The sequence below is a fragment of the Amycolatopsis sp. EV170708-02-1 genome (assembly GCF_022479115.1).
GTDB lineage: Bacteria > Actinomycetota > Actinomycetes > Mycobacteriales > Pseudonocardiaceae > Amycolatopsis.
Genome location: NZ_CP092497.1, coordinates 9,231,680 through 9,256,588, shown reverse-complemented (window position 1 = coordinate 9,256,588; position 24,909 = coordinate 9,231,680). Strand labels below are relative to the sequence as shown.

Annotated in this window: 23 protein-coding genes and 1 pseudogene; 12 read left to right on the top strand and 12 right to left on the bottom strand. The window is 69.9% G+C overall.

Annotation, left to right across the window (positions count from 1 at the left end):
- Window positions 1–58 precede the first annotated feature (58 nt).
- The 5 genes from MJQ72_RS42500 to MJQ72_RS42480 form a co-directional block, all read right to left on the bottom strand.
- The gene (locus MJQ72_RS42500) at window positions 59–1,894 is read right to left on the bottom strand and encodes a dynamin family protein (protein WP_240596470.1); all 1,836 of its coding nucleotides are present in this window, start codon (window positions 1,892–1,894) and stop codon (window positions 59–61) included.
- Entirely contained in the window at window positions 1,891–2,376 is a 486-nt protein-coding gene (gene grpE / locus MJQ72_RS42495; RefSeq protein WP_240596469.1) for a nucleotide exchange factor GrpE, read from the bottom strand. Before grpE ends, MJQ72_RS42500 begins: the two co-directional genes overlap by 4 nt.
- 38 nt (window positions 2,377–2,414) lie before the next feature.
- Window positions 2,415–3,071 (bottom strand): TetR/AcrR family transcriptional regulator, encoded by a 657-nt coding sequence (locus tag MJQ72_RS42490; RefSeq protein ID WP_240596467.1) that lies wholly within the window; start codon window positions 3,069–3,071, stop codon window positions 2,415–2,417.
- Window positions 3,068–3,547, bottom strand: a complete 480-nt coding sequence (locus MJQ72_RS42485) for a hypothetical protein (RefSeq protein ID WP_240596466.1) — start codon at window positions 3,545–3,547, stop codon at window positions 3,068–3,070. Before MJQ72_RS42485 ends, MJQ72_RS42490 begins: the two co-directional genes overlap by 4 nt.
- 134 nt (window positions 3,548–3,681) lie before the next feature.
- Entirely contained in the window at window positions 3,682–5,205 is a 1,524-nt protein-coding gene (locus MJQ72_RS42480; protein WP_240601568.1) for a dynamin family protein, read from the bottom strand.
- A 210-nt stretch (window positions 5,206–5,415) separates the two neighbouring features.
- Between MJQ72_RS42480 and MJQ72_RS42475 the strand changes: the two genes are divergently transcribed.
- The 3 genes and pseudogenes from MJQ72_RS42475 (at window position 5,416) to MJQ72_RS42465 (ending at window position 7,798) form a co-directional block, all read left to right on the top strand.
- Complete coding sequence (locus tag MJQ72_RS42475; protein ID WP_240601567.1) at window positions 5,416–6,603, top strand: sensor histidine kinase; 1,188 nt, start codon at window positions 5,416–5,418, stop codon at window positions 6,601–6,603.
- Window positions 6,600–7,256 (top strand): response regulator transcription factor, encoded by a 657-nt coding sequence (locus tag MJQ72_RS42470; protein WP_005167029.1) that lies wholly within the window; start codon window positions 6,600–6,602, stop codon window positions 7,254–7,256. The genes MJQ72_RS42475 and MJQ72_RS42470 overlap by 4 nt, the downstream gene beginning before the upstream one ends.
- Window positions 7,257–7,385: 129 nt before the next feature.
- A pseudogene (locus MJQ72_RS42465) lies at window positions 7,386–7,798 on the top strand (VOC family protein).
- 91 nt (window positions 7,799–7,889) lie between these two features.
- Here MJQ72_RS42465 and MJQ72_RS42460 read toward each other — a convergent pair.
- Both MJQ72_RS42460 and MJQ72_RS42455 read right to left on the bottom strand, forming a co-directional pair.
- Window positions 7,890–8,801: an SDR family NAD(P)-dependent oxidoreductase gene (locus MJQ72_RS42460; RefSeq protein ID WP_240596465.1), complete on the bottom strand. Its 912-nt coding sequence runs from the start codon at window positions 8,799–8,801 to the stop codon at window positions 7,890–7,892.
- Window positions 8,802–9,380 carry a TetR/AcrR family transcriptional regulator gene (locus MJQ72_RS42455; RefSeq protein WP_240596464.1) on the bottom strand — a complete coding sequence of 193 codons (579 nt, stop codon included), beginning with the start codon at window positions 9,378–9,380 and terminating at the stop codon, window positions 8,802–8,804.
- Between the two features lie 190 nt (window positions 9,381–9,570).
- Here MJQ72_RS42455 and MJQ72_RS42450 point away from each other — a divergent pair, with 190 nt between their 5' ends.
- From MJQ72_RS42450 to trmB, 6 genes are all read left to right on the top strand, one after another.
- Entirely contained in the window at window positions 9,571–10,509 is a 939-nt protein-coding gene (locus tag MJQ72_RS42450) for an ABC transporter ATP-binding protein (protein WP_240596463.1), read from the top strand.
- A 30-nt stretch (window positions 10,510–10,539) separates the two neighbouring features.
- A complete protein-coding gene (locus MJQ72_RS42445; RefSeq protein WP_240596462.1) occupies window positions 10,540–11,271 on the top strand; it encodes an ABC transporter permease in 732 nt (243 codons plus the stop codon).
- A 153-nt stretch (window positions 11,272–11,424) separates the two neighbouring features.
- Window positions 11,425–12,345: an ABC transporter ATP-binding protein gene (locus MJQ72_RS42440; RefSeq protein ID WP_240596460.1), complete on the top strand. Its 921-nt coding sequence runs from the start codon at window positions 11,425–11,427 to the stop codon at window positions 12,343–12,345.
- Window positions 12,342–13,094, top strand: a complete 753-nt coding sequence (locus MJQ72_RS42435; protein ID WP_063274092.1) for an ABC transporter permease — start codon at window positions 12,342–12,344, stop codon at window positions 13,092–13,094. Before MJQ72_RS42440 ends, MJQ72_RS42435 begins: the two co-directional genes overlap by 4 nt.
- Window positions 13,095–13,263: 169 nt before the next feature.
- Window positions 13,264–13,806, top strand: a complete 543-nt coding sequence (locus MJQ72_RS42430; protein ID WP_240596459.1) for a hypothetical protein — start codon at window positions 13,264–13,266, stop codon at window positions 13,804–13,806.
- A 44-nt stretch (window positions 13,807–13,850) separates the two neighbouring features.
- Window positions 13,851–14,534: a tRNA (guanosine(46)-N7)-methyltransferase TrmB gene (gene trmB, locus MJQ72_RS42425; RefSeq protein WP_240601565.1), complete on the top strand. Its 684-nt coding sequence runs from the start codon at window positions 13,851–13,853 to the stop codon at window positions 14,532–14,534.
- Window positions 14,535–14,755: 221 nt separating this feature from the next.
- On the opposite strand, the gene MJQ72_RS42420 is transcribed toward trmB, so the two are convergent.
- Both MJQ72_RS42420 and MJQ72_RS42415 read right to left on the bottom strand, forming a co-directional pair.
- Window positions 14,756–17,005 (bottom strand): FtsX-like permease family protein, encoded by a 2,250-nt coding sequence (locus MJQ72_RS42420; protein ID WP_240596458.1) that lies wholly within the window; start codon window positions 17,003–17,005, stop codon window positions 14,756–14,758.
- On the bottom strand, window positions 17,005–17,700 hold the full coding sequence (locus MJQ72_RS42415) for an ABC transporter ATP-binding protein (RefSeq protein ID WP_016338261.1): 696 nt from the start codon (window positions 17,698–17,700) through the stop codon (window positions 17,005–17,007). Before MJQ72_RS42415 ends, MJQ72_RS42420 begins: the two co-directional genes overlap by 1 nt.
- 180 nt (window positions 17,701–17,880) lie before the next feature.
- Here MJQ72_RS42415 and MJQ72_RS42410 point away from each other — a divergent pair, with 180 nt between their 5' ends.
- Genes MJQ72_RS42410 through MJQ72_RS42400 form a run of 3 tightly spaced genes read left to right on the top strand, consistent with a single transcriptional unit; the run spans window position 17,881 to window position 21,635 of the window.
- Window positions 17,881–19,665: a sensor histidine kinase gene (locus tag MJQ72_RS42410; protein ID WP_396426915.1), complete on the top strand. Its 1,785-nt coding sequence runs from the start codon at window positions 17,881–17,883 to the stop codon at window positions 19,663–19,665.
- Window positions 19,662–20,312 (top strand): response regulator transcription factor, encoded by a 651-nt coding sequence (locus MJQ72_RS42405; protein ID WP_007032342.1) that lies wholly within the window; start codon window positions 19,662–19,664, stop codon window positions 20,310–20,312. Before MJQ72_RS42410 ends, MJQ72_RS42405 begins: the two co-directional genes overlap by 4 nt.
- A gap of 15 nt (window positions 20,313–20,327) precedes the next feature.
- Entirely contained in the window at window positions 20,328–21,635 is a 1,308-nt protein-coding gene (locus tag MJQ72_RS42400) for an amidohydrolase family protein (protein ID WP_240596457.1), read from the top strand.
- 25 nt (window positions 21,636–21,660) lie between these two features.
- Here the strand turns inward: MJQ72_RS42400 and MJQ72_RS42395 are convergent, their stop codons facing one another.
- From MJQ72_RS42395 to MJQ72_RS42385, 3 genes are all read right to left on the bottom strand, one after another.
- Window positions 21,661–22,347 carry an SDR family oxidoreductase gene (locus MJQ72_RS42395; protein WP_240596455.1) on the bottom strand — a complete coding sequence of 229 codons (687 nt, stop codon included), beginning with the start codon at window positions 22,345–22,347 and terminating at the stop codon, window positions 21,661–21,663.
- A 116-nt stretch (window positions 22,348–22,463) separates the two neighbouring features.
- Entirely contained in the window at window positions 22,464–24,191 is a 1,728-nt protein-coding gene (locus MJQ72_RS42390) for a hypothetical protein (RefSeq protein ID WP_240596454.1), read from the bottom strand.
- Between the two features lie 53 nt (window positions 24,192–24,244).
- Window positions 24,245–24,862: a class I SAM-dependent methyltransferase gene (locus MJQ72_RS42385; protein WP_240596453.1), complete on the bottom strand. Its 618-nt coding sequence runs from the start codon at window positions 24,860–24,862 to the stop codon at window positions 24,245–24,247.
- Window positions 24,863–24,909 lie beyond the last annotated feature (47 nt).

Sequence of the window (24,909 nt, the reverse complement as noted above, 5' to 3'; positions counted from 1 at the left end):
CGAAGCTTAAGACTCACCGTAAGCCGGTTCGGTTCCGGTCCACAACAGGACCACCTGGTCAGGCATCGCGCAGTGACCGAATGCGACCGAGCAGTGCCTCAGCGCGGTCACGCCCGTCCGAGACGTCCTTCAGGCGCTTCGCGACGACCGAGATCTTCTTCGCCCGTTCCTGCGCGCCCATCTTGATCGTCTTGTCGACTTCCTTCAGCTCCGCCTCGATCGCGTCGATGCGGCGGCCGAGGGCTTCGTCGAGCGCCATCGAAAGCTGCTGTTCGGCTTCGATCAGCTGCTCCGCGACGAGCTGGTCCAACGTGGACCGCGCGTCGGCGATCGCCTCGACCAGCCATTGCTTCATATGCTGCTTGTCCGACGCGTGTTTGCGGGTCCGCGCCATCCACCAGCCGGCACCGAGCCCGATGACGATCGTGGCCGGCAGGATCACCGGGTTCAGGATCGCGACGCCCGCCAGCGGCAGCGCGGCGACCTTCCCCGCGCCGAGCCCACCGGAAACGCCCATGAAGATGAGCAGTTTGTCTTCGGCCGTCGGCGGCTTCTTGTCCGGCGGGCGCAGCACGACCGGCGGGCCGCCCGCCCTGGCGAACTGGCCGCGGATGATGTCGAGCTCTTCGGCCGAGAACAGCTCCGCGAGCGCGACGTTGGTGACCTGGTTGAGCCGCTGCGAGAGCAGCATCGAGATCCGCTGCGACGTGGTCTGCAGCGCGATGTCGACCTGCTGGGGCAGCGCGGCGAGCTCGTCGCGTTTCGCGCCGTCGATCCGCTGCCGGAAATGGGTCGACGCGTCGCGCATCTGCCTGCTGGTCTCGTGCCCGACCTCGACGCGAGTGCGCTGGATCTCCGCGCGCAGTTTCAGCTGCCAGCCGCGGGTCGACGAGCGGCGCTCGGTGGTCAGATCGTCGCGGCGCTGGCGCAGCTGCTCGGCCTCGGCCTCACCGGCGGACAGCGCGCGGCTTTCCGCCTGCAGCTTCGCCTTGAGTTCGCCGAGCGCGCTCGACAACGCGCGCAGGGTGTTGGCCTCGCCCAGCATCGCCGAACGGCCGACCAGCATCTCCTGCAACGCGCCCTGCAGCGCGGCGATACCCGCCTTCTCGCGCAGCATCATGGCCATCTGCTCGTTCGGGGCCTTGGCCGCCGTCTCGAACATCCGCGCGGACACCGGGTGGAACACCGCGTCGGCGAACCGGGGCGCGTGCTCGGCGAGCAGCCGCCGGTCGGCTTCGAGCACCTCGCGCCAGCCGCGGAACTGGTCGGTCTTGGTCAGCGCGAACAGCACGGTCTCGACGCGTTCGCCCATGTCGTGCAGGAATTGCAGTTCCTGCGCGGTGAACGGCGAGGAGGAGTCGACGACGAACAGCAGCGCGGTGGCGCCCGCGGCGGCCTCCTTCGCCAGCTCGCCGTGCATCGAATCGAGCCCACCGACGCCCGGGGTATCCACAATGGACACTCGTTCGAGGAGCGGGACCGGGCCGGAGACCTCGACGTACCGCGGCGGGATCTGCCCTTCCGGCAGTTCGTGCGCGGCCGAGACCCAGTGGATCAGTTCGTTCAGGTTGATCGGCACCGGCGCCAGCTGGCCCGGATAGCAGGCCTGCGCGGACCACTGCTCGGCGTGTTCGAAGACGAGATACGTCGCCGTGGCGACGTCGGCGTCCACAGGGGACAGTCCCGGCATGGACAGCAGCGCGTTCACCAGCGAGCTCTTGCCGCGGTTGGTCTCGCCGACCACCACGACCGACGGCTTCTTCGGCCGCGCCTTCCGGATGTCCTCGACCCATTTCGCGGCCTGGGGATCGGCTTCGCGGACGACCGTGAGCAGCTGTTCGCGGGTGCTCTTCACGACCGCGGGCAGATTGGCCGCCGCGCTCGGAGCGGTCACTGTGCCTTCTTCGCGTAGACGATGACGATCGGCGCGCGCAGCACCCGGTCGTGATCGGCGAACCCGACGACCTCGGTCTCCGCGACGAGCCCTTCGAGCGCCGGATCCTCGGTCGCGACCGCGCCGCCCGCCTCGTGCACGGCGGGGTCGAACCGCTCGCCGTCCGGCCGAAGGGCACGGACACCGATCGCGGCGAGACCGTGTTCGAGCCGCTCGACGACGCCGCCGCTGCGAGCGCGATCGAGGGCGTACAGGCACATCTGGATCAGCGCCTGCCTGTCGGCGAGAGCCTGTTCGAGGTCGGCCGGACCCGTGGTCGTGGACTCCACATCGGTCTTCGACGCGGCTTCGACCTCCGCGGTTCCCTCGGATCGCGAAGTCTCGCCGTCCGCTTCGGCGATGATCGCCGCCGAGATCTGGCCGGTCGGCACATCGTCCGGATTTTCCTCGTCGACCGCCTTCTTGCGCAGCCAGGCACCCACCGATTCGACCCCCGTAACTGATGTCCCGGGCCTACCGATCAGCCCGGGGAGATTTCACCAGTGTCGGCCACCCGCCCGGCCGCCGGGGGCGGAATCGCCGGAACGGGACGAAGGAATCTGGTGATCAGCTCCTTCATCACCGCGAGTTCCGCCGCCGGATCGAGGTCCGGCTCCAGAATCACGCGGGAAAGCGGCGCGTCGACCATCGCGACGAGCCAGCTGGCCACCGTCTTCGGCTCGAAACCGGGATCGATCCGGCCCGCGTCCACCGCCCGCGTCACCAGGCCGACGAGACCGTCGCGCAGCGCGCGGTCGTTGCCCTGGATGAGCCTGGCCAGATCGGGGTCGCGGGAGCACTGCGCGGCGACCTCCAGGACGAGCTTCGCGATGACAGGGTGCAGAAGCTGTTCCGACATGTGGGTGACGACCTGGAGGATCGCTTCCCCCGGATCCTCGATCTCTTCGGCGGCCGCGAGCAGGGCCGTGGTCTCGTCGGCGTCCTGCTCGAAGATGCCGACGAACACCGCGCGTTTGTTCGGGAAGTAGTGGAACAGGCTGCCGGTGCTGATCCCCGCCGCGCGGCAGATCTCCGCCGTCGTGGTCTTCTCGAAGCCCTTCATCGCGAAGCAACCGGCGGCGGCGTCGAGGATGGCGCGGCGTTTGGCCTCGTGTTTCGCCGGGTCGACCGTCCTCATTTCACCGCCGGCGGCTCGTCTTGCCACGGATAGCCGTACTCGAGGAAGGCCTTGGCGACGGCCTTGCGGTCGACGTCGCCCTTCTGCCGCGCCAGCTCCCGGCCGTCGGCGGCGAGCAGGACGAGCTCCTTGCCGTCGAAGAAGACGGCCTCCAGCTCGGCTTCGTACGCGCGGCTGTGGCCCTTGGTGGTGAGCGTGATGCGGGCCGGCGTCACCTTGACGATCAGCCGCTCGTGCGCCCAGACCGCGGCGAAGAGCAGCCCGAGGACCAGGCCGACGCCGATCCCGACGACCGTGCCCCACGGCTGGGGGATGTCCGAGACGAGCTGGAACGGGCCCTTGAACGGAACCCAGCTCAGGGACGCCACCCAGCCCGAGATCGACTGGAGGAACCAGCCGAGCGCGGCGCCCGCCAGCGGGCAGCCGATCCAAGAGGCCGTGCGCAGCCACTGGGGCTCGTCGACGATCGTTTCCATGCGCCCATTATTAGACCGAGCGCTCGGTTTATCAATCCGAGGGGCTGAAGGGGCCCTTCACCGCATGCGACGCGGCGAAGGACGCTTTCACCGCGTCGCATGCGGGGAAAGCGTCCTTCAGCTCCCGCGGGAGGTCACTCGCGGATCTGCTGCCAGATGAGGAAGTACGCCCGGTGCACGACGTGCGCGACGCGGCTCTGGGCGGGGGTGGCGCCGAAGGACGCGAAGGAGCGCCACCAGCCGGCGCGCTCCAGGGCGTGGGCGGCGAGATCGGCACGGGGAGCGCCTGGCTTTCCGAGCTGGGCGCCGATGTCGGCATTGCTGCCGACCCGCAGGACCTCCTCGGACAGGTCCTCGGGCATGTCGACCGCGCCCGACGCGACCAGTGTGAGCGCTTCGAGCAGCCGCAGCTGATGCGCCTCGGGCTTGGCGAGCAGGACCTCGATCGCGTCGTGGACGCGCTGCCGCTCTGCCGGGTCGCCGGACGCGTGGGCCAGCGCGGTGACCGATGCCAGGGCGGCGGCGGCCTTGATGCCGTCGGCGCGGGCGGCGAAGACGATGCTCAGCCGCTGACGGACGGCTTCGAGCCCGGAGGCGTCGAGCAGCTTCCGCCGCAGCGAGCCCGCGGTGATCTCGGGCTCCTTGCGGATCGCCTCGACGGCGTACCGGACGCCGAAGAGGTCCAGTTTCTCCAGCAGCCGCAGCCGGGTGCCCGCCGCGACGTCGCATTCCCAGCTGGTGAAGATGTCCGCCGAGATCAGCATGGTCTCGAGGATGTCGTCGTCCATCTCGGCCAGCTGGCGCAGCGCCTCGGCGTCGGGGGAGGTGAACCCGCCGGACTCGGCCGACTCCGCGATCAGCCCGATCACCGGCAGCACGTCCGCGACACGAGGCTTCAGCGTCGCGGCCTGCTTCTCCGACAGCAGAGTCGCGGCCTTCCACACGTCGCCGCCCGAGCCTTCGACCGACTCCGGCGCGATGGTGTCCGCCTTGTTGAGCACCGCGATCGCGTTGACCGGCCCCGCCTCACGGCTCGCGGTCGCGGCGGTGAACGCGGCGAGCGCCTGCTGATCGTCGGCGCGCACGCCCTGCGTGACCACGTAGAGCACGGCCTCGGCGCCCGCGACGGCGTTGCGGGAGGTGTCGTCCAGCTCGTCGGAGCCTTCTTCCTCCTCTTCGTCATCGTCGGGCTTGCGGTGCTTGGCCGCGCCCAGCAGCTCCTCGGTCCGCGACACCGAAGCGGCGTCGAGCGAGCCGAGGCCCGGGGTGTCGATGACGGTCATGCCCTGCAGGACCGCGTTGGTGAGGTACGCCTCGATATGCGAGACCTGGTCGATGTCGATGCCCAGCTCGGCCGGGATCATCCCGTCGGCGGAAAACGGCAGCACCTGCTTGCGGCCGTCGTTGAAGACGATCTCGACACGGTCGACCGTGCCGTACTGGAACCGGGTGACCAGCCGGGTGCACTCGCCGACGTCGGTCGGCGCGACCCGGCGGCCGATCAGGGCGTTGACCAGGGTGGACTTCCCCGATTTGATCCGGCCCGCGACGGCGACCTGCAGCGGTCCGCCCAGCCTGCGCAGCACTTCGGCGAAACCCGCCGCGGTCCGCGCGGACACCTGGGGCTGGAGGCGATGACAGAGATTCGCCACCGACATCGACAGCGGGCCGGCCAGACGGCCCTGCTCCGTCGCTGAGGTCACGGCGCCCACCCCTCCCAGTTCGTCGAGCACGCCGAGGGGAATCGTGCCATGCCGCTCATCCTCGGGTCGCACCGAAGGTGGTACCGGCGACCGACGCGCGAGCGGCACCGGCCGACATAGTGTTACCAGGTGCGACGGTTGAGCCTCTGGATGCGTGCCCACCCCATGGCGGGGGACAGTCTCATCGCCGTCTTCCTGCTGCTGACCGACCTGCTGATCTACGTGGCGGCGACCGAAACCCCGGAAGTCCCGATGCCGCCCTGGTACGTGACGGTGCCGCTGGACATGGCGATGGTCGCCCCGCTGGTCTTCCGGCGGAAGGCGACGCTGTGGTCGGCGTATCTGGTGCTGCTGATCGGCATCCCGCACGGCGCGCTGGAGCTGGGCGCCGCCAGCGCGTTCGCGGTGATGATCAGCATCTACTCGGTGCTGGTCTACGTCGGGCGCAAACAGGGGCTGCTGTATCTGGTGGCGACGCTGGTCACTTCGGGGATCCAGCTGTGGGCCGACCCGCCGGAGGACGTGTGGGTCCTGGCGATCATCGGCGTCTTCTCCAGCGCACTGTGCTGGACGCTCGGCGAGTTCGCCGGCGCGAGGCGCGCCTATCACGAGGAGGTGGAAGCCAGGTTGCATCTACTTGAGACGGAACGGGACCAGGCGACCAGGATCGCCGTCGGCGAGGAACGCGGACGTATCGCGCGTGAGCTGCACGACGTCGTCGCGCACGCGGTGAGCGTGATGGTCGTGCAGGCCGACGGCGCGTCCTACGCGGTCGACGGGAACCCCGAAATGGCGAAACGGGCCTTGCAGACGATTTCGGAGACCGGCCGCGGCGCGCTCGCCGAGCTGCGGCGACTGCTGGACGTGCTCCGCAGCGACGGTGACGACGAGCCGCGCGTGCCGCAGCCGGACGCCAGCGCGCTGACCGACCTCGCGGACCGGATCCGCCAGGCGGGAGTGCCGGTGACGCTGGCGATCGGGCCGGACGCGCTGGCCGGGCTGCCCGCCGGTGTCTCCCTCGGCGTGTACCGGATCGTGCAGGAATCGCTCACGAACACGCTGAAACACGCCGGTCAGGGCGCACAGGCCGAGGTGGTGGTGCGCCGCGAGGCCGACGTGATCGACGTCAAGGTCACCGACGACGGCGCCGGCCGTGCGAAACAGCTGGTGCCCGCGGCGGCGAAGACGGCGGCGCACCCCGCGCCGCCCCGCAAGCTCACCGTCCCCGGTGGGAACGGATTGATCGGAATGAGGGAACGGGCGAACGTCTTCGGCGGCACGCTGGAGGTCGGCCCCGCTCCCGGTGGAGGGTGGCAGGTGCACGCGAGGCTCCCGGTTAGGTTGGCGACGTGATACGGGTGGTGGTCGTCGACGACCAGGAATTGATGCGCGTCGGGTTCCGGATGGTCCTGGGCGCGCAGGCCGACATCGATGTCGTCGGCGAGGCCGGCGACGGCGCGCAGGCCATCCGCCTCGCGGAGGAACTGCGGCCGGACGTCGTGCTGATGGACGTCCGGATGCCGGTGCTGGACGGTGTCGAGGCGACGAAGCGGATCGTCGAGGCCGGGACCGCCCGGGTGCTCGTGATGACGACGTTCGACCTGGACGAGTACGTCTACTCGGCGTTGCAGGGCGGGGCCAGCGGCTTCCTGCTGAAGGACACGCAGCCGGATCACCTGGTCTCGGCGCTGCGGGCGGTCGCTTCGGGCGACGCCGTGGTCTCGCCGTCGGTGACCCGGCGGCTGCTCGACCGGTTCGTCGGCGGCGGCGGGAAGCCGATGCGCGACGCGGCCGAGCTGGACGTGCTCACCGAACGGGAGCGGGAGGTGCTCGTGCTGATCGCGAAGGGCCTCTCGAACCTGGAGATCGCCGAGACGCTGTTCCTGTCCGAGGCGACGGTGAAGACGCACGTCGGGCGGATCCTGTCGAAGCTGGATCTGCGTGACCGGGTGCAGGCCGTGGTGCTCGCCTACGAGACCGGGCTGGCGCGTCCCGGGGTCACCTGAGCCTCGTGAGTGGCAAGGACGGTTCTAACCGTCTTTGCCACTCACGAGACCCTCTTCGGAAAAGTGGTCATTCGGTGAGCACTTTGCGGCGGATCCTTGTCTTCAGAGCCACTACCTGAGGAGAAGGAAATGCTGCGAGGTCTCACCACCACCACGTTCTACGCCGACGACATGGCCGCCGCGATCGAGTGGTACTCCGGCCTCTTCGGGATCGAGCCGTACTTCGTCCGCAACGGTCCCGACGGGACGCCGGCGTACGCCGAGTTCCGGATCGGCGACTACCAGCACGAGTTCGGCCTGGTCCGCGGGATTTCCGGCCGCCGCTGGCCCAGCCCGGACCCGGCGGGGCCATCGCGAACTGGGCCGTCGACAACGTCGAGGACGCCTTCGCGCAGCTGCTGGAGAAGGGCGCGAAGGAGTACGAGCCGATCATCGAACGCGGGCCGGGTTTCGTGACCGCGGCCGTCGTCGACCCGTTCGGCAACGTCCTCGGCGTCATGTTCAACCAGCACTACCTGGACGTGCTGGCCGGGAAGAAGTAGCTCCCCGGCCGGCGGAGGTCGCAGCACGCCTCGTGAGTGGCGAGGACGGTTCTAACCGTCCTCGCCACTCACGAGGCTCTGGGCCGGTGTCTCAGCGGTACAGCGAGTGATCCGCCGTCTCCGCGTCCTTGCCCGCGTCCCGGACTTCGGCCATCCACTTGCCGAAGTCGGGACGTGAGCCGTCGACGTCGGTCAGGCCGTATTCGTTCATGAGCGTCCACGACGCGAGCGTCTTGCCCGCGAACCGCGAGACCTCCGGGTCGGTCGCCAGCTTCGCGACACCACGCCCGAGCAGCGACGGGGTCTCCGAGATGGCGAAATCGACCGGCGCGGACTTGCCGACCGCGTCCCGCCACGTCTCTTCGGTGACCCCGAAGTGGTCGAGCATCGCTTCCGAGCGCAAGAAGCCCGGCGTGACGGTCATGCCGACGCAGCCGTACTTCTTCAGTTCGGCGCCGAGCGCCCGGCCGATCGCGCGGATCCCGCATTTCGCGAGGAAGTACGGGATCCCCGCGCCGACGTATTCGTCGTGGTCGCCGTCGGTGACCTCGAGAACGAGGCCGCCTTCCTGCCGCACGACGAGCGGGAGCAGACGGTGCAGCGCGATCAGATGCGTGTCGATCGCGTTGTGCACCAGCGTGAGCGCGTCGTCGAGGCTGGAGTTCCAGTACGCCCCCTCGAAGTCCGCGTACTGGTCGCCGCCCCAGACGTCGTCGACCAGCAGGTCGAGCCGTCCGTCCACTTCGGACTCGATCCGCGCCCGCAGGGCGTCCACATCGGACACCTTGGTGAAATCGGTCCGGACCGGGATCCCCCAGCCGCCCGCCGCGTCGACGAGTTCCGCGGTGTCTTCGATCGTCTCCGACCGCTTCATCGGCGACTGGTGGTCCCGGGTCGTACGGCCGGTGACGAACACCGTCCAGCCGAGCCTGCCCAGTTCCACCGCGATCGCCCGGCCACATCCTCGCGTCGCCCCCGCGACCACGGCCACTTTCCGATCCATTCAGGACACTCCCTTCCACGCGGTGAGCACCGCGTCCACGTCTTGCCCCATCCGTTCGGTGATCCGGCCCTTCGGCCGGATCGACCAGTCCAGCGCGGCCCCGTTCGCCACCCCCAGCAACACTCGCGCGGCGCGGACGACACCCGGCGCGCCCGGCAGGTCACGCGTCGCGACGCGCATCAGCCTTCGCAGTTCCGCTTCCACGGCGGTGAAATGCTCGCCGAGCAGGGCGCGCAGCTCCGGATCGCCGATGTCCACCCCCAGCTGCCCGAGATGGTTCGCCGCGGTCTCCGCGTCGCCGAGGCCCTCGTAGACCACGACGACCGCCGCCCGCAGCGCTTCCACCGGATCGGCCAGCTCGCCGCATTCCCGCATCCGTCCCACGACGGACCGCGTGTTCGACCGGCTCACCGCCAGCAGGAGACCGTTCTTCGAGCCGAACCGCTGGGCCACGGTGCCGACCGCGACACCCGCCTCGGCCGCCACCTGGGCCAGCGTGAAACCCGGGCCGACCATGCCGATCACGGTTCCCGCCGCGGCCAGCAGCCGTTCGTCGGTGATGCTTCGGGGCCTCGCCATGTCATTATTGAACCACGGTTCATTAACCCTGGCGAATCAGGGTCACTCTCAGGGGTATCACCGATCGCGTACGCCGCCGGAAGACGGCAAGCTACGTCTCAGGTCGGGTATCAGGTTGGCACCTCAGGATGACGCGCTCGGCCACCCACATGGACGACGATTGTTCTCGCAGTCGCCGAGGGGAGCAGACATGATCGAGGCAGCGGGCCTCACCAAGCGGTACGGCAAGACACTGGCGGTGAACGACCTGTCCTTCTCCGTCGCGGCGGGTGAGGTCACCGGGTTCCTCGGCCCCAACGGGGCGGGCAAGTCGACGACCATGCGGATGATCCTCGGCCTGGACAACCCGACCTCGGGCCAGGTGCGCATCGGCGGCAAGCTCTACCGCGAGCTGAAGGACCCGCTGCGGACCGTCGGCGCGCTGCTGGACGCCAAGTGGGTGCACCCCAACCGGTCGGCGCGGGCGCATCTGCGGTGGATGGCGAAGTCCAACAAGATCGCGGAGAGCCGGGTCGACGAGGTGCTCGAGATCGTCGGGCTCACCAGCGTCGCCGGGAAGCGCGCCGGCGGATTCTCCCTCGGTATGTCGCAGCGGCTGGGGATCGCGGCGGCCCTGCTGGGCGACCCGGAGGTCCTGCTCTTCGACGAGCCCGTCAACGGCCTCGACCCCGAAGGCATCCTCTGGATCCGGAAGTTCATGCACCGGCTGGCCGACGAAGGCCGCACGGTATTCGTTTCCTCGCACCTGCTTTCGGAGATGGCGCTGACCGCGAGCCACCTGGTCGTGATCGGCAAGGGGAAGCTGATCTCCCAGTCCTCCACAGAGGACTTCGTGGCGCGGGCCGCCGAGAACACGGTCAAGGTCCGGTCGCCGCAGCTGCCCGCGCTGCGCGCCGCGCTGACGCAGGCGAGCGCTCAGGTCACCGACGCCGACCGAGCGCTCGTGGTGTCCGGTTTGGACAGTGAAAAGATCGGCGAGATCGCCGCGGCCAACCAGATCGTGTTGCACGAGCTCAGCCCGCAGACCGGCTCCCTGGAGCAGGCCTTCATGCAGATCACCGGCGATTCGGTCGAGTACCACACGGGTCTCGAAGCAGAAGCCGCCGAAGTGGTCTCCGCCGCCCAGTAGCCGCCACTCTTCTTCGAGGAAAGAAAAGCCATGACTCTGCTCGCCGTGGAACGCATCAAGCTGTTCACCACCCGCTCACCCTGGTGGTGCGCGCTGATCACCCTCGCGGTCGTGATCGGCTTCGCCGCCATCTTCGCCGGGGCCGCGCCGTCGGGTGAGTTCACCGACGTCGGCATGTCCCAGTTCGGCTACGTCTTCGGGATGACCGTGGTCATGGTGCTCGCCGCGCTTTCGGTGACCACCGAATACCGCTTCGGCACCATCCGCACCACCTTCCAGGCCGTGCCGAACCGCCGCGCCGCGCTGCTCGCGAAGACCGGCGTCGTCGCGACGCTCTCGCTCGTGATCGGCGAGATCGCCGCGTTCGGTGCCTGGGCCCTCGCCACGATCATGCGGCCGGAGGACCTCACGCTGAACACCACCGCGGAGTGGATCAGCGTCGCCGGGGTCGGCCTCGTGTTCGCCCTCGCCTCGGTGATCGCGGTCGCCGTCGGCATCCTGATCCGGCAGAGCGCCGGCGCCATCTCGCTGCTGCTGATCTACACCCTCGCGGTCGAGAACCTGATCCAGCTCATCCCGAAGATCGGCAAGGACATCTACGACTGGATGCCGTTCCACGTCGCCGACCGGTTCCTCACCGGTTCGGGTCCCGCCGCGGCGAACGCGCCGCTGAGCCAAGCCGGCTCGCTGGCCTACTTCGCCGGTTTCGCGCTGGTGCTGCTGGTCATCTCGCTGGTCGTCGCGGACAAGCGCGACGCGTAAGGAACTTCCACAGGGGAGAAAGCCGGACGCCTCACTCGGGGGAGCGAGACGTCCGGCCGGGGAGAAAAAGGGGAACAAGGACCGGGCCGCCTTATCGGGGGGCAGCCCGGTCCTTTCCCGCGTAATGTCGGAATCCACCTGGAGGGAGGGCTGATGATCGAAGCCACCGGACTCACGAAACGCTACGGCGACAAGCTCGCCGTCGACGATCTTTCCTTCACCGCCGAAGCGGGCCGGGTGACCGGCTTCCTCGGCCCCAACGGGGCGGGGAAATCCACCACCATGCGGATGATGCTCGGGCTCGACAACCCGACGTCTGGCACGGTGACGATCGACGGCCACGCCTATCGCGAGCTGCATGATCCACTTCGGACGGTCGGCGGCATGATCGACGCCACCTGGCGGCATCCCGGCCGCACCGCGCGCGAACACCTCCGGTGGGTCGCCGCGACCAACGGCCTCCCGGACAAGCGCGTCGACGAGGTGCTCCGGCTCGTCGGGCTGGAGCCGGTCGCCCGCAAACGGGCCGGGCAGTTCTCGCTCGGGATGTCGCAGCGGCTCGGGATCGCCACCGCGCTGCTGGGCGACCCCCGGGTGCTGCTGTTCGACGAGCCGGTGAACGGGCTCGACCCCGAGGGCATCGTCTGGATCAGGAAGCTGATGCACGCGCTCGCCGCCGAGGGGCGCACCGTGTTCGTGTCCAGCCACCTGCTGCCGGAGATGGCGCAGACCGCGCAGGACCTCGTCGTGATCGGGCGGGGGAAGCTGATCTACCAGGGCACGATGGAAGACTTCGTCGGCCGCGCGAAGGGCCTCGGCGTGCGGGTCCGCAGCCCGCATCTGCCCGAGCTGCGGACGGCACTGACCGAGAAGGGCGCCGAATTCCGCGAGGAGGACGGCGCGCTCGTCGTGTCCGAAATGGACAGCGACACCATCGGCGAGCTCGCGTTCGCCGCGGGGGCGACCCTCCACGAGCTGAAGCCGCTCGCCGGCTCGCTCGAACAGGCATACATGCAACTCACCGCCGAAGCCGTCGAGTACGGCGCCGGCCAGGTACCGGAGGTCGTCGGATGACCGCGGCGAACATGCTCCGCGCGGAGCGGATCAAACTGCTGAGCACCCGCGCACCCTGGTGGTGCGCGGCCATCGCGGTCGTGGTCGCGCTCGCCTACACCGCGCTCTTCTTCGGCTTCGTGCCGCTGGAGGGCCAGACAGGCGTGAACTCGACACAGGTCGCCAGCGCACTCGGCCGCACCGTGGTGCTGGTGCTCGCGATCCTCGCGGCGGCGACGGAGTTCAACTGGGGCACGATGAAGCTCACCTTCCAGGCGGTGCCCTCGCGCGTGCCCGCCTTGCTGGCGAAGGGCGCCGTCGTCGGGGTGTTCTCGGGGCTGATCGGGCTGCTGGTGGGTTTCGGCTCGTGGGCCGTCGCGTATCTGATCAAACCGGCCGCCGACCTGGGCCTGGCTTCGGGCGCCGACTGGCGCGCGGTGGCGGGCCAGGGCCTGACCTTCTTCCTGACCGGTCTGCTCGGGGTGGGCCTCGGGCTGCTGTTCCGCAGCCCCGCGTTCGCGCTCGGGTTCGCGCTGGCCTGGACGCAGGTGCTCGAGGGACTCGTCGTGCTGATCCCGAAAGTCGGCGACGACATCTACCAGTGGATGCCGTTCTTCGCGGCGAATCAGTTTTCGGGACCGGATCTGACGGTTTCGATGCTGAAACTCGAACCACCGTTGGGACCGTGGGGCTATTTGGCTTATTTCGGCGGCATCTGCGTGATTGTTTATGCGGCCGGGCTGATGATCACCCATCGAAGGGATGCGTGAGCTTTTACCGCGGCCAAAGGAGTTAAGTCCACGTTAAGAGCCTGTGGCTTCTCTCACAGGGAGCGGACATACTGTTCCTGACCGGGCGATGCTCGGGATGAGCCTATTTTTCGGCTCTCGGCCCCGGAGGTGATCCTTGACGGTGGATTCCGGTCAGGGAGTAGAACGCATGATCCCGCAAGCCCGCACGGAAAGTATGCAGCCCCGCCTCGAGCCCATGCTCGACCTCGAATGGTCACAGGCGATCGAACTGCCCCGCACGGTGGCGTCCGCGACCCGGCCGTCGGATATCCGCCGCGCCTGGGTGCATCGCGCCCCCGAAGATCTCGTCGTCGCGTTGTACCGCGCGTCGAGCGGAATGCACGGCGAAATTCCCGCGCCTTGGTGGCTTCGCGCCATCGTGGAAGGACGGCTCGAATCGCGGGAGCTCGGTTTCCGCATCGAAGATCGCATCGCCGGCCTGCTCGGCAGGCGACCCGGCTGGGAATTCGTTCCGTGGGCCGCGGACGGAGAATCCGGTTACTGGGAGTTCATGCCTTCCGAACGCGGCGCGTCCGGGCATTCGATCCCGACCACGGTGCTGAACACCAGCCGCCACGACGGCTGGATCGACGTCCTGCCCGCGCATTCCGGTACGACACCGTCGCCGATCGCGGTCGGCGGATTCGCGGGGCTGCGCTCGCGGCTGGGGGAGTTCGAAGCCGTCCGGTAACCGCCGCGTTTAATGGGCTGGTGGAAAACGAGGACCAGCCACGGATGCGCAGCGTGGTCAGCTATGTCAAACGCGGCGGCCGGATGACCGTCGGGCAGCAGCGAGCCTGGACCGAACTCTGGCCGTCGCTCGGCCGCACCGTCGGCGAACTGCCCGAAGGACCGGTGGACTTCGACGACTGGTTCGGCAGGCGGGCGCCGGTGATGGTGGAGATCGGTTCGGGTATGGGCGAGACCACGTCCCAGCTCGCCGCCGCCGCGCCGGAACTCAACTATGTCGCGGTCGAGGTGTACGACCCGGGGCTCGGCCAGCTGATGCTGCGCGCCGAGAAGCTCGGGGTGAAGAACCTGCGGCTGATGCACGGTGACGCCGTCGTGCTGCTGACCTCGCACGTGGAGCCGGGCTCGCTGTCCGGCGTCCGGCTGTTCTTCCCGGACCCGTGGCCGAAGAAGCGGCACCACAAGCGGCGGATCGTGCAGCCCGAGTTCGTCGCTCTGGTCGCTTCGCGGCTCGCGCCGGGCGGGACCTTCCACATGGCGACCGACTGGGAGAACTACGCCGAGCAGATGATGGAGGTCTGCTCGGCCGAGCCGCTCCTGCGCAACCGTCACGCGGACGAGCCCGGCGGCTGGGCGCCGCGTCCGGAGTGGCGGCCGATCACGAAATTCGAGAACCGCGCCGACGTCGAGGGCCGGATCTCGCACGACCTGATCTTCGAGCGGGTCTAGCGCGCACGGAAAGGGCCGGTCAGGACGTCCCCACGTCCCTGACCGGCCCTTTCTTCACACCCCCGCGCCTTGGAACGCCCCCTGCGCGTCCCCGGTGCCCGTTCGTCCCTCCCCCGACAGAGAGACGACCGGGCACCCGGCCCGTGGGTGGATCACCACCGACTCCACCCACGAGACCTGCCCGCCCAGGCGCCATGACGCCATTCGGGCGAATCTTTTTCCTACTCGTCGGCCAGGGGCTCCGACTGCACCCGCTTGAGCGCCGGGGTCGAGACCGACGCCCCGAGCAACGCCACCCCGATTCCCAGCACCACGGGCGCCAGCAGCCAGGGGCTCAGCACGACACCTTCCTTCTCGACCAGGCTGTAGAGCCCCATGCCGACCCCGATCCCGACCACCCCCGCGCCGATGGTGGCCACCATCGCGGGCAGGGCCGCTTCCATCCGCAGCGCCCTCGCCAGCACCCGGACCGGTGTCCCGGCCGCGATGAGCGCCCCGAAGGTGCGGCGGCGGTCCATCACCGAACCCGCGGTCGCCACGGCCGCGCTGCAGCCGGCGAGCACGCCGGCGGCGATCAGGCCGATCACGGTGACCCGGCGCAGGTCGCCGAGCTCCTGCTGCTGGCCGATCAGGTGCAGGCCGCGGCTGCCGACCTCCTGGCCGGGGGCCGCGCCGACCAGCGCGGTCCGCACGACCTCGGCGTTCTCCGGGGTCGTCGGCACGATCACGTCGAAGCGCTCCGGCGTGACACCCGCGGGCACCAGTGCCGGGTCGATGACGATCGTGCTGGACGTGTCCTCGTCACCCTGCGGGAAGAGGTGCACCGGAGCCTTCGGATCCAGCTGCGGACCGGCCTTGTCGTACTCCGCCAGCACGCGGTACTCCGCCGGGTTGATGGCGTACCTGCTGTAGATCGCGGGCCCAGGCTGGCAGGAGCCGCCGAGGTTCACCCGCAGGAGTTTCGAGGCGTCCTCGCAGGTCATCACGAAGGCCCGGTTCAAATTCTGCGAGCGGGTGCCCGGTTCGCCGGTGGACAGGTAGACCTGCCCGACCGAGACGGCCTTCTCGGTGACGCCGTAGCGGGCCAGGGACGCGTTGGTCTGGTCGGCGACCTGCTTCGCCTGGCTCGCGTCGGCCTGGGCGTAGAGGACGTTGTCCTTGAAGGTCCGGCCCCCGCCCGCCATCGACTCGAACGAGGGCAGCAGGGTGAGCGCCATCGAGCCGGTGAAGACGGCGAGCACGACACCCGCGGTGGCGCGGTAGGCGCTCTTCGGGTCGTCGCGGAGCCTGCGTCCGGCCAGCAGCGACGCCGGTTTGCGCCAGATCCGGACGAACGTGCCGCCGACCGCCGAGGTGACCCACGGTCCGACGATCGCGGCCGAGCCGACCAGCAGGAACAGGCCGAGCATCACCATCGGCAGGCTGGCGTTGTCCTGGGTGACCGCGAAGAGGAAGAAGGCACCGGCCACGGGGACCGCGAGAAGCCGCCACCAGTGCAGCGGTTTGCGAGCGTGTGCCGAGGCCGCGAACAGCGGCGTCTTCAGCACGCGGCGGATGCCGAGGACCCCGGCGAGGACGACCAGCAGCGGGATCGCCACGGCGACCGCGATGGTCGAGCCGATCGACAGGCTGAAGTCCGACGCGAGCCAGGTTCCGCCGCCCCACGGGACGAACGTCGAGAGCCCTTGCAGCGCGGGCGCCACGAGGATGCCGAGCAGCGCGCCGACGGTGGCGGACAAGGCCGTCTCGGCGGCGACGATCTTCGTCACCTGGCCCGGAGTGGCCCCGGCCAGCCGGAGCGCGGCCATCCGCAGCTCACGCCGGGCAGCGGTGAGCCTGGCCGAAGACGCGACGAGCACGAGGCTCGGCACGAGCAGGACGATCACGCCGACCCAGGCGAGCAGTTCGAGCAGCGGGTCGGGCTTCGCCTGCTTGTTGGGGAAGCCGTCCGCAGCGAGCGCCGTCTGCGGCATCGACTCCGGGGTGTGGCCGACGACGGCGACCAGCTGCTCCGGGTACATCAGGGATTCGGGGCCGAGCGCGTCGACGAGTTTGCCGAACCGGTCACCGAGCTGTGCCTGCGGCGCGGACTGGATCAGTTTCCCGAGTTCGGGGGAGACGATCGACTCGCCCGGGCCGGGCAACCTCGGGATGCCGGGCGGAAGGCTGAGCATCGGTGAGGTGCCGGTCAGGGCGATGTCGACGCGGATGATCTCGCGGTCGCCCGAGAAGTCCTTGTTCGCCGCCATCAGCAGCGGCGCCGGACGCTGGCTCTCCCCGGATTGGGAGTAGTAGCTGCCGATGTCCTGCCAGATCGCCCGTTGCGAACGGGCCTGCGTGGCACCGGGAAGTGAGGCGAGCAGGAGCACCAGACTGGTCGCGACGGCGACCCCGACCGCGGTGAGGATGGCCGAAGTGCGGGTCCGGCGGTCGACCCGGAGCACCCGCATGGCCAGCTGGAAGCTGTTCATCAGGCGGCCAGCCTCGTCGCGATCAGGCCGTCCCGGATGGAGACGGTGCGCGGCATGGCTTCGGCGAGCTCGCGGTCGTGGGTCACCACGATCACCGCGGCACCGCTGTCGGCGGCCGCGGCGAGCAGCGCGTCCATGGTGGCGCGGCCGGTGCGGGTGTCGAGCGCGCCGGTCGGCTCGTCGGCGAAGATCACCTTCGGCCGGTGCGTCAGCGCGCGGGCGATCGCGACGCGTTGCGCCTCACCGCCGGACAGCTCGCCGGGGCGGCGCTTCTCCTTGCCCGCGAGGCCGAGCTTCGCCAGCCATTCGCGGCCGGCTTCGATGGATTCCTTGCGGCCCTTGCCACCCAGCAGCGACGGCAGCGCGACGTTCTCCTCGGCGCTCAGTTCGGCGACGAGCATCCCGGACTGGAACACGAAACCGAACTCGGTGCGCCGCAGTTCGCTGCGCTTGCGCTCGTTGAGCTGGTCGACGCGCTGGCCCGCCAGGAAGATCTGCCCGGAGTCGGCGCGGAGGATCCCGGCGAGCACGTGCAGCAGGGAGGTCTTGCCCGAGCCGGAGGGCCCGACGATGGCGACCGCGTCACCCGCCTGGATGTCGATGTCGATCCCGGCCAGCGCGTGCTGTGTGCCGTACCGCTTCACCAGCCCGCGGCCCGAAAGCACCGGCTGCCCTGTCCACTGTGGATCTACCACCGTGATTCTCCCTAGTCAGTCACTTGTGTTCCGCTTCGGGGAAGAGCTTCGCGGTGAACCACCTGTGTCCACTTCGGGCAGACGGCCAGTGCTGATCACCCGCGCATCGGCCGATCGGCCGACCCGGCTCGGGCCGGTCGGCCAAGGTGCGGACGGCGGCCGATCCTCTACCGTCACGGTGTGACAGCAGGTCCGGCCCAGAACAAGTTCACCGCGCGGGTGAGTGCGCTCGCGCGACGTATCGGCATGCCCGCCGTCGTCCTGCTGGCCGCGCTCGCGTTCGACCTGGTCTTCGTGACCGACGCGGCTTTCGACGACACGGGCCCGCGCGGCATCGATCTCCTGCTGTTCCCCGGCATCTTCGCGATGGTGTTCTGCGCGCTCTGGGCGCGGAAGCGGGCCGCCGTCGCCGCCGTCGCGGCCTCGGTCGTGCTGGTGGCGTACACGCTGGTCGTCCGGTACTTCGACATCCCGACCTACTCGAGCGTGCTCGCGCATCTGTCCATCACCGAGGTGGTGGCGGGGGTCGAGGTCCTGTTCTACGCCGCGCGCCGGGCGCGGCCGGGGGTCGCCTTCGCCGTGATCTCCGGTCTGGTGCTGGCCACCTTGACCGCGGTGTCCGGCCGGTACTACTCCGGCAGCGAGTCGAACGGCACCATGGCGCAGGCGATGCTGTTCGGCGGCATCCTGCTGGGCGGCACGCTGGTCTTCGCGATCCCCGGGCGCGACCGCACGCCGGATCCGAAACGCGACAAGAAGCTTCAGCAGCTGCAGAAGCTCAACAAGCTGGTGATGGGCCAATGGCCGCTCATCGGCATGCTGGGCATCGCGCTGATCCTGGAATTCGGTTTCACCTACTCCAGCGGGGCACACGGCTTCCCGATCCTGGTCTGCTCGATCGTCGCGGCGATCATCGCGGTCGCCGCGCCGCGACGGCCTGCCGACGCGATGGTCGCGCTCACCGCGGTCATGCTGCTTTCAGCGCTGGTGACGCCGTTCCTCCGGCTTCGCTACGACTACCCGACGCCCGGCGGGGTGCCGGGGACGCAGATCGTCGCGGGGATGGGGCTGGTCGTCACCCTGGTCCGGGCGGTCGGGCTGAGCAAGGCCCTGCCCCGGATCGCCGGGCTGTCCACGGTGGTCGCCGTGGCCTGCGTCCTCAACACCAAACGGCCGACACCCACGCTGATGACCGACCCGGACGACATCGCGGGCCTCGCCGTGGCCGCGGTGCTGCTGCTCGGCATCTCGGTGGCGGTCGGCCTGGCGTTGCGTTCGCGGGATTCGGAACGCACGCAGGTCATCCAGTCGGCGATCAGTGACGCCCAGACGTCGGAGCGGATGGCGCTGGCGCGGGAGCTGCACGACGTCGTCGCCCACCACGTCACCGGGATCGTCGTGCAGGCGCAGGCGGCGAAGATGATGGGCGAGAAGAACCCGCAGGTCGCGGTCGAGGCGATGGGCCGGATCGAGGACGCCGGGGTGGAGGCGCTGGCGGCGATGCGGCGGCTCGTGCGGAGCATGCGCGGCGACGCACCGGCCGGGAGCAGCGAGTTCAGCGAACAGGCCACCACCGATCTCGCCGCCGACCTGCGCACGCTGATCGAACGGTCGAACCACGGCGTGAAGACGTCGATGAAGCTCGAACTGCCGTCGAACGTGCCGCACGAGGTCGGGCGGTCGGCGTTGCGGCTGGTGCAGGAGTCGTTGACGAACGTCGGCAAGCACGCGTCGGGCGCGAAGGAGGCGCTGGTCATCGCCGAGGTGACCGGGAACGAACTGCACCTCCAGGTGACCGATGACGGACGCGAGCCCCAGCGGCGTCCGGCCGGTGGGTCGGGCGGCTACGGTCTGATCGGCATGCGCGAACGGGTCGCCCTGCTGCACGGCCGGCTTTCCGCCGGGCGGGCGCCGGGCGGCGGATGGCGCGTCGAAGCGTGGCTACCACTTGAAGGAGAAGAGTGATCCGGGTATTGATCGCCGACGACCAGGACATGGTGCGGATCGGCTTCCGGATGATCCTGGACGCGCAGGACGACATCGAGGTGGTCGCCGACGTGGCGGACGGGGTCTCGGCGGTCGCGAAGGCGCGCGAACTGCGGCCGGACGTCTGCCTGCTGGACATCCGCATGCCCGGGATCGACGGGCTCGAAGTCACCAAGCAGCTGGCGGGCCCGGACGTCACCGATCCGCTGAAGGTGGTGGTGGTCACGACGTTCGACCTCGACGAGTACGTGCACACCGCGCTGCGGAACGGCGCGAGCGGGTTCCTGCTGAAGGACGCCGGGCCCGCGCTGCTGATCGAAGCCGTACGCGCGGCCGCGCGCGGGGACGCGCTGGTCTCGCCGCAGATCACCGTCCGGCTGCTGAAGCATTTCGACGGCGGCGCGGTGAAACGCGACGTCAGCCCGCCTTCGGAGCCGTTGACCGCGCGGGAGCTGGACGTCGTGAAGGCGGCCGCGAAGGGGCTGACGAACACGGAGATCGGGGCCGAGCTGTTCCTGTCGCTGTCGACGGTGAAGACGCATCTGGCGTCGGTGCAGGGAAAGGTCGGCGCGCGGAACCGGGTGGAGATCGCGGCGTGGGCGTGGCGGAGCGGAGTGGTGGACTAACCGTAAGCTCGGTTCATGCAACGCCGTTTCCACGCTCCCGTCGTTCTCCCCGCCGACCCCGCCTGCTCGTTGCTGCGTGACGCCGTGGTCGACGTGGACGAGGCGGGGCGGATCACCCATGTCGGTCCTGCGTCCGAGGCACCCGAAACGTCCGCTCCCGTCACCCGGTTGAGCGGCATCCTCCTGCCCGGTCTGGTCAACGCGCACGCGCACAGCCCGATGACGCTGCTGCGCGGGATGGGCGGCGACCTGCCGCTGCTGCCGTGGCTGACCGAGATCATCTGGCCCACCGAAGCGAAGCTGAAGCCCGCCGACATCCGCACCGGCATGCTGCTGGGCTCGGTCGAGATGCTGCGGCACGGTGTCACGACCAGCGCGGAGATGTACTTCGAAGGCGAGCAGCTCGCAGACGCGGTGCTCACCACCGGTGGCCGCGTGGTGCTGGGCCCGCCGATCATGGAACTGCCCGGGATGGATTGGCGCGCGATGCTGAAGAGCATCGAACGCTGGATCGACACGGACGGCCTCCGGTTCGGGCCGGGCGAGCGGATCGAGGTCGGCTACGGGCCGCACTCGGCGTACATGCTGAACGAGGAGGCGCTGCGGGCGACCGCGGAATCCGCGGCCGAGCGGGGCGCGCTGGTGCAGATCCACGTGGCCGAGGCGGCGCTCGAAGACGTCAAGCAGCGTGAAGCGCACGGCTCGGTGCCCACGCTGCTGGAGAAGGTCGGGATGCTGCGGGGCCGGACGCTGGCCGCGCACGCCATCCACCTGTCCGACGAGGACATCGCGCTGTTCGCCGCGCGCGGGGTCGGGATGGCGCACTGCCCGGGCTCGAACGCGAAGCTCGCTTCGGGCATCGCGCGCGTGACGGAACTTCGCAAGGCGGGCGTCGCCATCGGGCTCGGCACGGACGGTCCGGCGTCGAACGACGACATCGACCTGTGGGAGGAACTGCAGCTCTCGGCGATGTTCGCGCGGCTCGCGACCGGCGACTCGACCGTGCTGACCGCGGCCGACGCGTTCCTGCTCGGCACCCGCGGCGGCGCGGACGCGCTGGGCCGGACCGACATCGGCGCGCTGGAAACCGGCCGGTGGGCGGACATGGTGCACGTCGACCTCGACGACCCGGCCTTCGCGGCCGGCCTCGACGTGCCGGACGTGCAGCTGCTCTCGAACCTGGTGTGGGCCGCGGGCTCACGCCGCGTACGCGACGTGTGGGTGGCGGGCGAGCAGGTCGTCGGCGACGGCGAATCCCTGCGGGTGGACCGCGCCCAGGTGCAGGCCGAAGTCGCCGACACCTCGGCACGCCTTCGCGCTTGACTCGCCTGCCCTGGCGCGAAACGCGTCAGACCAGCCCTCGCGGCCTCAGGATCACCTCGGTCGGGTGCGCGTCACCGGTCGCCGAAACTGCGGAGAGGACGGCGGCCGCGACGGATTCGGGGCGCAGGAAGCGTTCCGGCTCGTACGCGCGGCCCTCGTCGGCGACGATCGCCTGCTGCATTTCGGTGTCCGTGCGGCCGGGGTAGATCGACGTCACCCGAAGCGCGGACTCCTCCTCCCGCAGGGAGTCGGCGAAGGCGCGGACGGCGAATTTGCTCGCGGCGTACGGGCCCCAGCCCGGGCGGGCGTTCTGCCCGGCACCCGAGTTGATCACGACGACGTGCCCCTTCGAAACACGCAGCGCGGGCAGGAGCCGCCGGGTCAGCGTGACGACCGCGAGCACGTTGACCTCGAAGTTTGCCCGCCAGTCGGCGTCGGTCGCGGTCTCGACCGTGCCGAGCCGCGCCACGCCCGCCGAGTGCACCAGCACGTCCAGTTCGCCGAATTCGGCCGTCGCCGTTTCCAGTGCCTCGTCGTCGGTCAGGTCGATCGGCCACGGCCGCGCGTCGGGCAGCGTGCCCGCCAGTTCGCCGAGCGCGTCGGCGTCGCGACCGCCGAGCAGCAGCCGGTGGGTCGGAGCGAGCGCGCGGGCGACCGCGGCACCGATGCCGCGGGTGGCGCCGGTGACGAGAGCCTGGGGGAGATCAGCCATGCCCGCCACGCTAGTACGGCGGTCTCGCGTGATCGAAAGCGTGTCTCGCGTGCTTGGAAGGCGATCTCGCGTGCTTGAAGGCGTAACTCGCGTGATTGGAGGGCGCACACGCGTGATCAGGGGGCGCACACGACGGGAGGGGTCGCCACCCGCGGGAACCGCACGGAGCCGCGCGTGAACGACCCGGCGAAGTTCTCCGCGAAGCGGCCGGCGGTCAGCGGGTCTCGCACCGAAGCGTCGATCGCCACGAGGTCCGGGCAGTCGAGCGCGGCTCGGGCGGCGGCGACGTCCTCGGCGCGGGCCGGGCCGCCCTCGGCGATCGGGAGCCGCGCCGAATTCGCCAGCTCCCACACCGGCGGCAGCCATTTCTGGTGCCCGGGACGGCCGTTGGGGAGCGACGCCGAATGCGCGGCGAACGGGTTCGCGAGGCCGTAACCGTCGCGCAGCCGCATGTCGAGCGGGATCAGCAGGCCGAGTGCGCCCATGCTGTCCGCCGCGACGGTCACGTACGGCCGGTCCGTCGGGTACGCGTACCAGCGTCTGGTCGCGTAGTCCTGGACCAGCACCGCCGGGCCGGCCACGCCGTGGACGGCGTCCAGCGCCGACGGCATCAACGGATGGTCGGCGTAGTCGTCGGCCAGGACCGGGTGTTCGTGCCCGGTCGACCGCGACCAGAACGACCGCTCGTCCGTGACGCCGACCGCGCGCGGAGAAGCCGACGACGCCGGACGAAGCGATGCGGCGGCCACGAACGCCCAGATCCCGACGACGACCAGGAACGCCACGGTCAGCCTCGTCACCGGCAGCGCCAGCACGGGCAACAGCAGGCAGAACAGCGCCGGGAGCAGCATGCGGCCGTGCATGAAATCCCCGCCGACGCGGATCACGTACCCCGCGAGCAGCACCGCCCCGGCGAGCGGGACCGCGGTGAGCACCACGAACGTCTTGTCCACAGTGGACGAAACCGTGACGGCCGCGACGGCGAGCACCAGCAGCGGGAGCCACAGCCAGTACGGCTGGACGAGGTCGGTCAGATAGGCCCAGCCGCGGGCCCAGTTCGCCTCCGACGCTTCCTTGACCAGGGCGGTGTTCGGCGTGAGCAGACCGTAGTAGCCCATGCGGAAGACCTGATACGCCAACGGGAGCGCGCCCGCCACGGCCAGCAGGCCCAGCCCACGACGACCTCCCGGCCGCACCAGCACGAGCAGTGCCACCAGTGCGACCGCGCTGAACAGCGCGAGGTCTGGCCGCACCAACGGCCCGAGCCCGGCGACCACGGCGACCGGCCAGGTGCGCAGATCGTCCATTGTGGACGCCCGGCGGACGAGCAGCCACCAGGTGCCGCCCAGCCACAGCGTGATCAGGCCGGTCTCCAGCCCGGACGTCGCGAAGTCGCGGAACGGCGGCAGCGCGCAGACCACCAGTGCCCCGGCTGGCGCGAGCCCGTGGAACGCGAGCGGCTGATAGAGCCGCCGGGCACCGTCCAGGCCGAAGAACAGCCCGGCGACCGAGAAGACCAGCCCGGTGACCACGGAGATCCACTCCAGCGGCACTCCGGGGAGCAGCCCGAGCACGGTCAGCGCCGCCGTCCACAAAGGACTCGTGTTCGTCTCGACGCGTTCGCCGATGTTGAACACCGGCCCGTTGCCGGCGAGGATCTGACGGACCGTCCGAAGCACGATCAACCCGTCGTCGCTCATCCAACGACGCCGCCACGCCAGGTCGGCGTAGACCATCAGCACCAGGCCGAACCCGAACCACGTCCAGGTCGACGGCCGGCGGAACCAGGTACGCGAAGGCCAGTCGGGCGTGTTCTCACCCGTGGTCGTGTTCGTCTGCGTCATGACCCCGCCCGGCTCGGTTGCGTGCGCAGGAGATCAGGTCCGCGGCCCGCGCGTCAAACCGCGCGGGCGGACAGACAGGCCTGTGGCCATTTCCTCCCTTCCATGGTCAGCCGCGCGGTCACCTCGAAGCCGGCGTCGCCCAGCAGGACGGCGACCACGCCGGGATCCAGCAGGTAGGCGTCGTAGCTGACCGGGTGGCCGTACGCCGTTTCCGGGCTCAGGCGCTCGTCACCGACGTGGAATCCGACGAGCAGACGCCCGCCGGGCGCGAGCGTGCGGCGGAACTCCGCGAACACCTCGGGGAGCACGTCCGGTGGCAGGTGGAAGATCGACCACCAGGCGACGAGGCCGCCCAGCTCGCCGTCCGGGAGGTCGAGGGCGGTCATCGAACCGACGGAAAACCGCTGGTCAGGATACCGGCGACGGGCCACCTCGATCATTTTCGGCGACAAGTCGACACCCGTGACGTCGAGGCCGAGCGACGCCAGGTGGGCGGTGACGTGGCCGGGACCGCAGCCGACATCGGCGACCGGGCCGCGCACCTGTTCGGCGAAGGCGGCCAGCATCGCGCGGCTGATCGGCTCCTGGTCGAAGAGCCGTCCGACACGGGTCGCGTAGTCCTCGGCGACGGTGTCGTAGGACTCGCGGGTGGCGTCGAGATGTGAGGTCACGGTCGGCGACGTTAGCGGCACCCACCGACAGTTCGCGGGCAAGACGC

Bases quoted from the DNA above. Each gene is read 5' to 3' on its own strand.
- MJQ72_RS42490 (WP_240596467.1), bottom strand. From the start codon at position 3,071: ATGAGGACGGTCGACCCGGCGAAACACGAGGCCAAACGCCGCGCCATC.
- MJQ72_RS42485 (WP_240596466.1), bottom strand. From the start codon at position 3,547: ATGGAAACGATCGTCGACGAGCCCCAGTGGCTGCGCACGGCCTCTTGG.
- MJQ72_RS42480 (WP_240601568.1), bottom strand. From the start codon at position 5,205: ATGTCGGTGGCGAATCTCTGTCATCGCCTCCAGCCCCAGGTGTCCGCG.
- MJQ72_RS42475 (WP_240601567.1), top strand. From the start codon at position 5,416: ATGGCGGGGGACAGTCTCATCGCCGTCTTCCTGCTGCTGACCGACCTG.
- MJQ72_RS42460 (WP_240596465.1), bottom strand. From the start codon at position 8,801: ATGGATCGGAAAGTGGCCGTGGTCGCGGGGGCGACGCGAGGATGTGGC.
- MJQ72_RS42455 (WP_240596464.1), bottom strand. From the start codon at position 9,380: ATGGCGAGGCCCCGAAGCATCACCGACGAACGGCTGCTGGCCGCGGCG.
- MJQ72_RS42450 (WP_240596463.1), top strand. From the start codon at position 9,571: ATGATCGAGGCAGCGGGCCTCACCAAGCGGTACGGCAAGACACTGGCG.
- MJQ72_RS42445 (WP_240596462.1), top strand. From the start codon at position 10,540: ATGACTCTGCTCGCCGTGGAACGCATCAAGCTGTTCACCACCCGCTCA.
- MJQ72_RS42440 (WP_240596460.1), top strand. From the start codon at position 11,425: ATGATCGAAGCCACCGGACTCACGAAACGCTACGGCGACAAGCTCGCC.
- MJQ72_RS42435 (WP_063274092.1), top strand. From the start codon at position 12,342: ATGACCGCGGCGAACATGCTCCGCGCGGAGCGGATCAAACTGCTGAGC.
- MJQ72_RS42430 (WP_240596459.1), top strand. From the start codon at position 13,264: ATGATCCCGCAAGCCCGCACGGAAAGTATGCAGCCCCGCCTCGAGCCC.
- trmB (WP_240601565.1), top strand. From the start codon at position 13,851: ATGCGCAGCGTGGTCAGCTATGTCAAACGCGGCGGCCGGATGACCGTC.
- MJQ72_RS42420 (WP_240596458.1), bottom strand. From the start codon at position 17,005: ATGAACAGCTTCCAGCTGGCCATGCGGGTGCTCCGGGTCGACCGCCGG.
- MJQ72_RS42400 (WP_240596457.1), top strand. From the start codon at position 20,328: ATGCAACGCCGTTTCCACGCTCCCGTCGTTCTCCCCGCCGACCCCGCC.
- MJQ72_RS42395 (WP_240596455.1), bottom strand. From the start codon at position 22,347: ATGGCTGATCTCCCCCAGGCTCTCGTCACCGGCGCCACCCGCGGCATC.
- MJQ72_RS42390 (WP_240596454.1), bottom strand. From the start codon at position 24,191: ATGACGCAGACGAACACGACCACGGGTGAGAACACGCCCGACTGGCCT.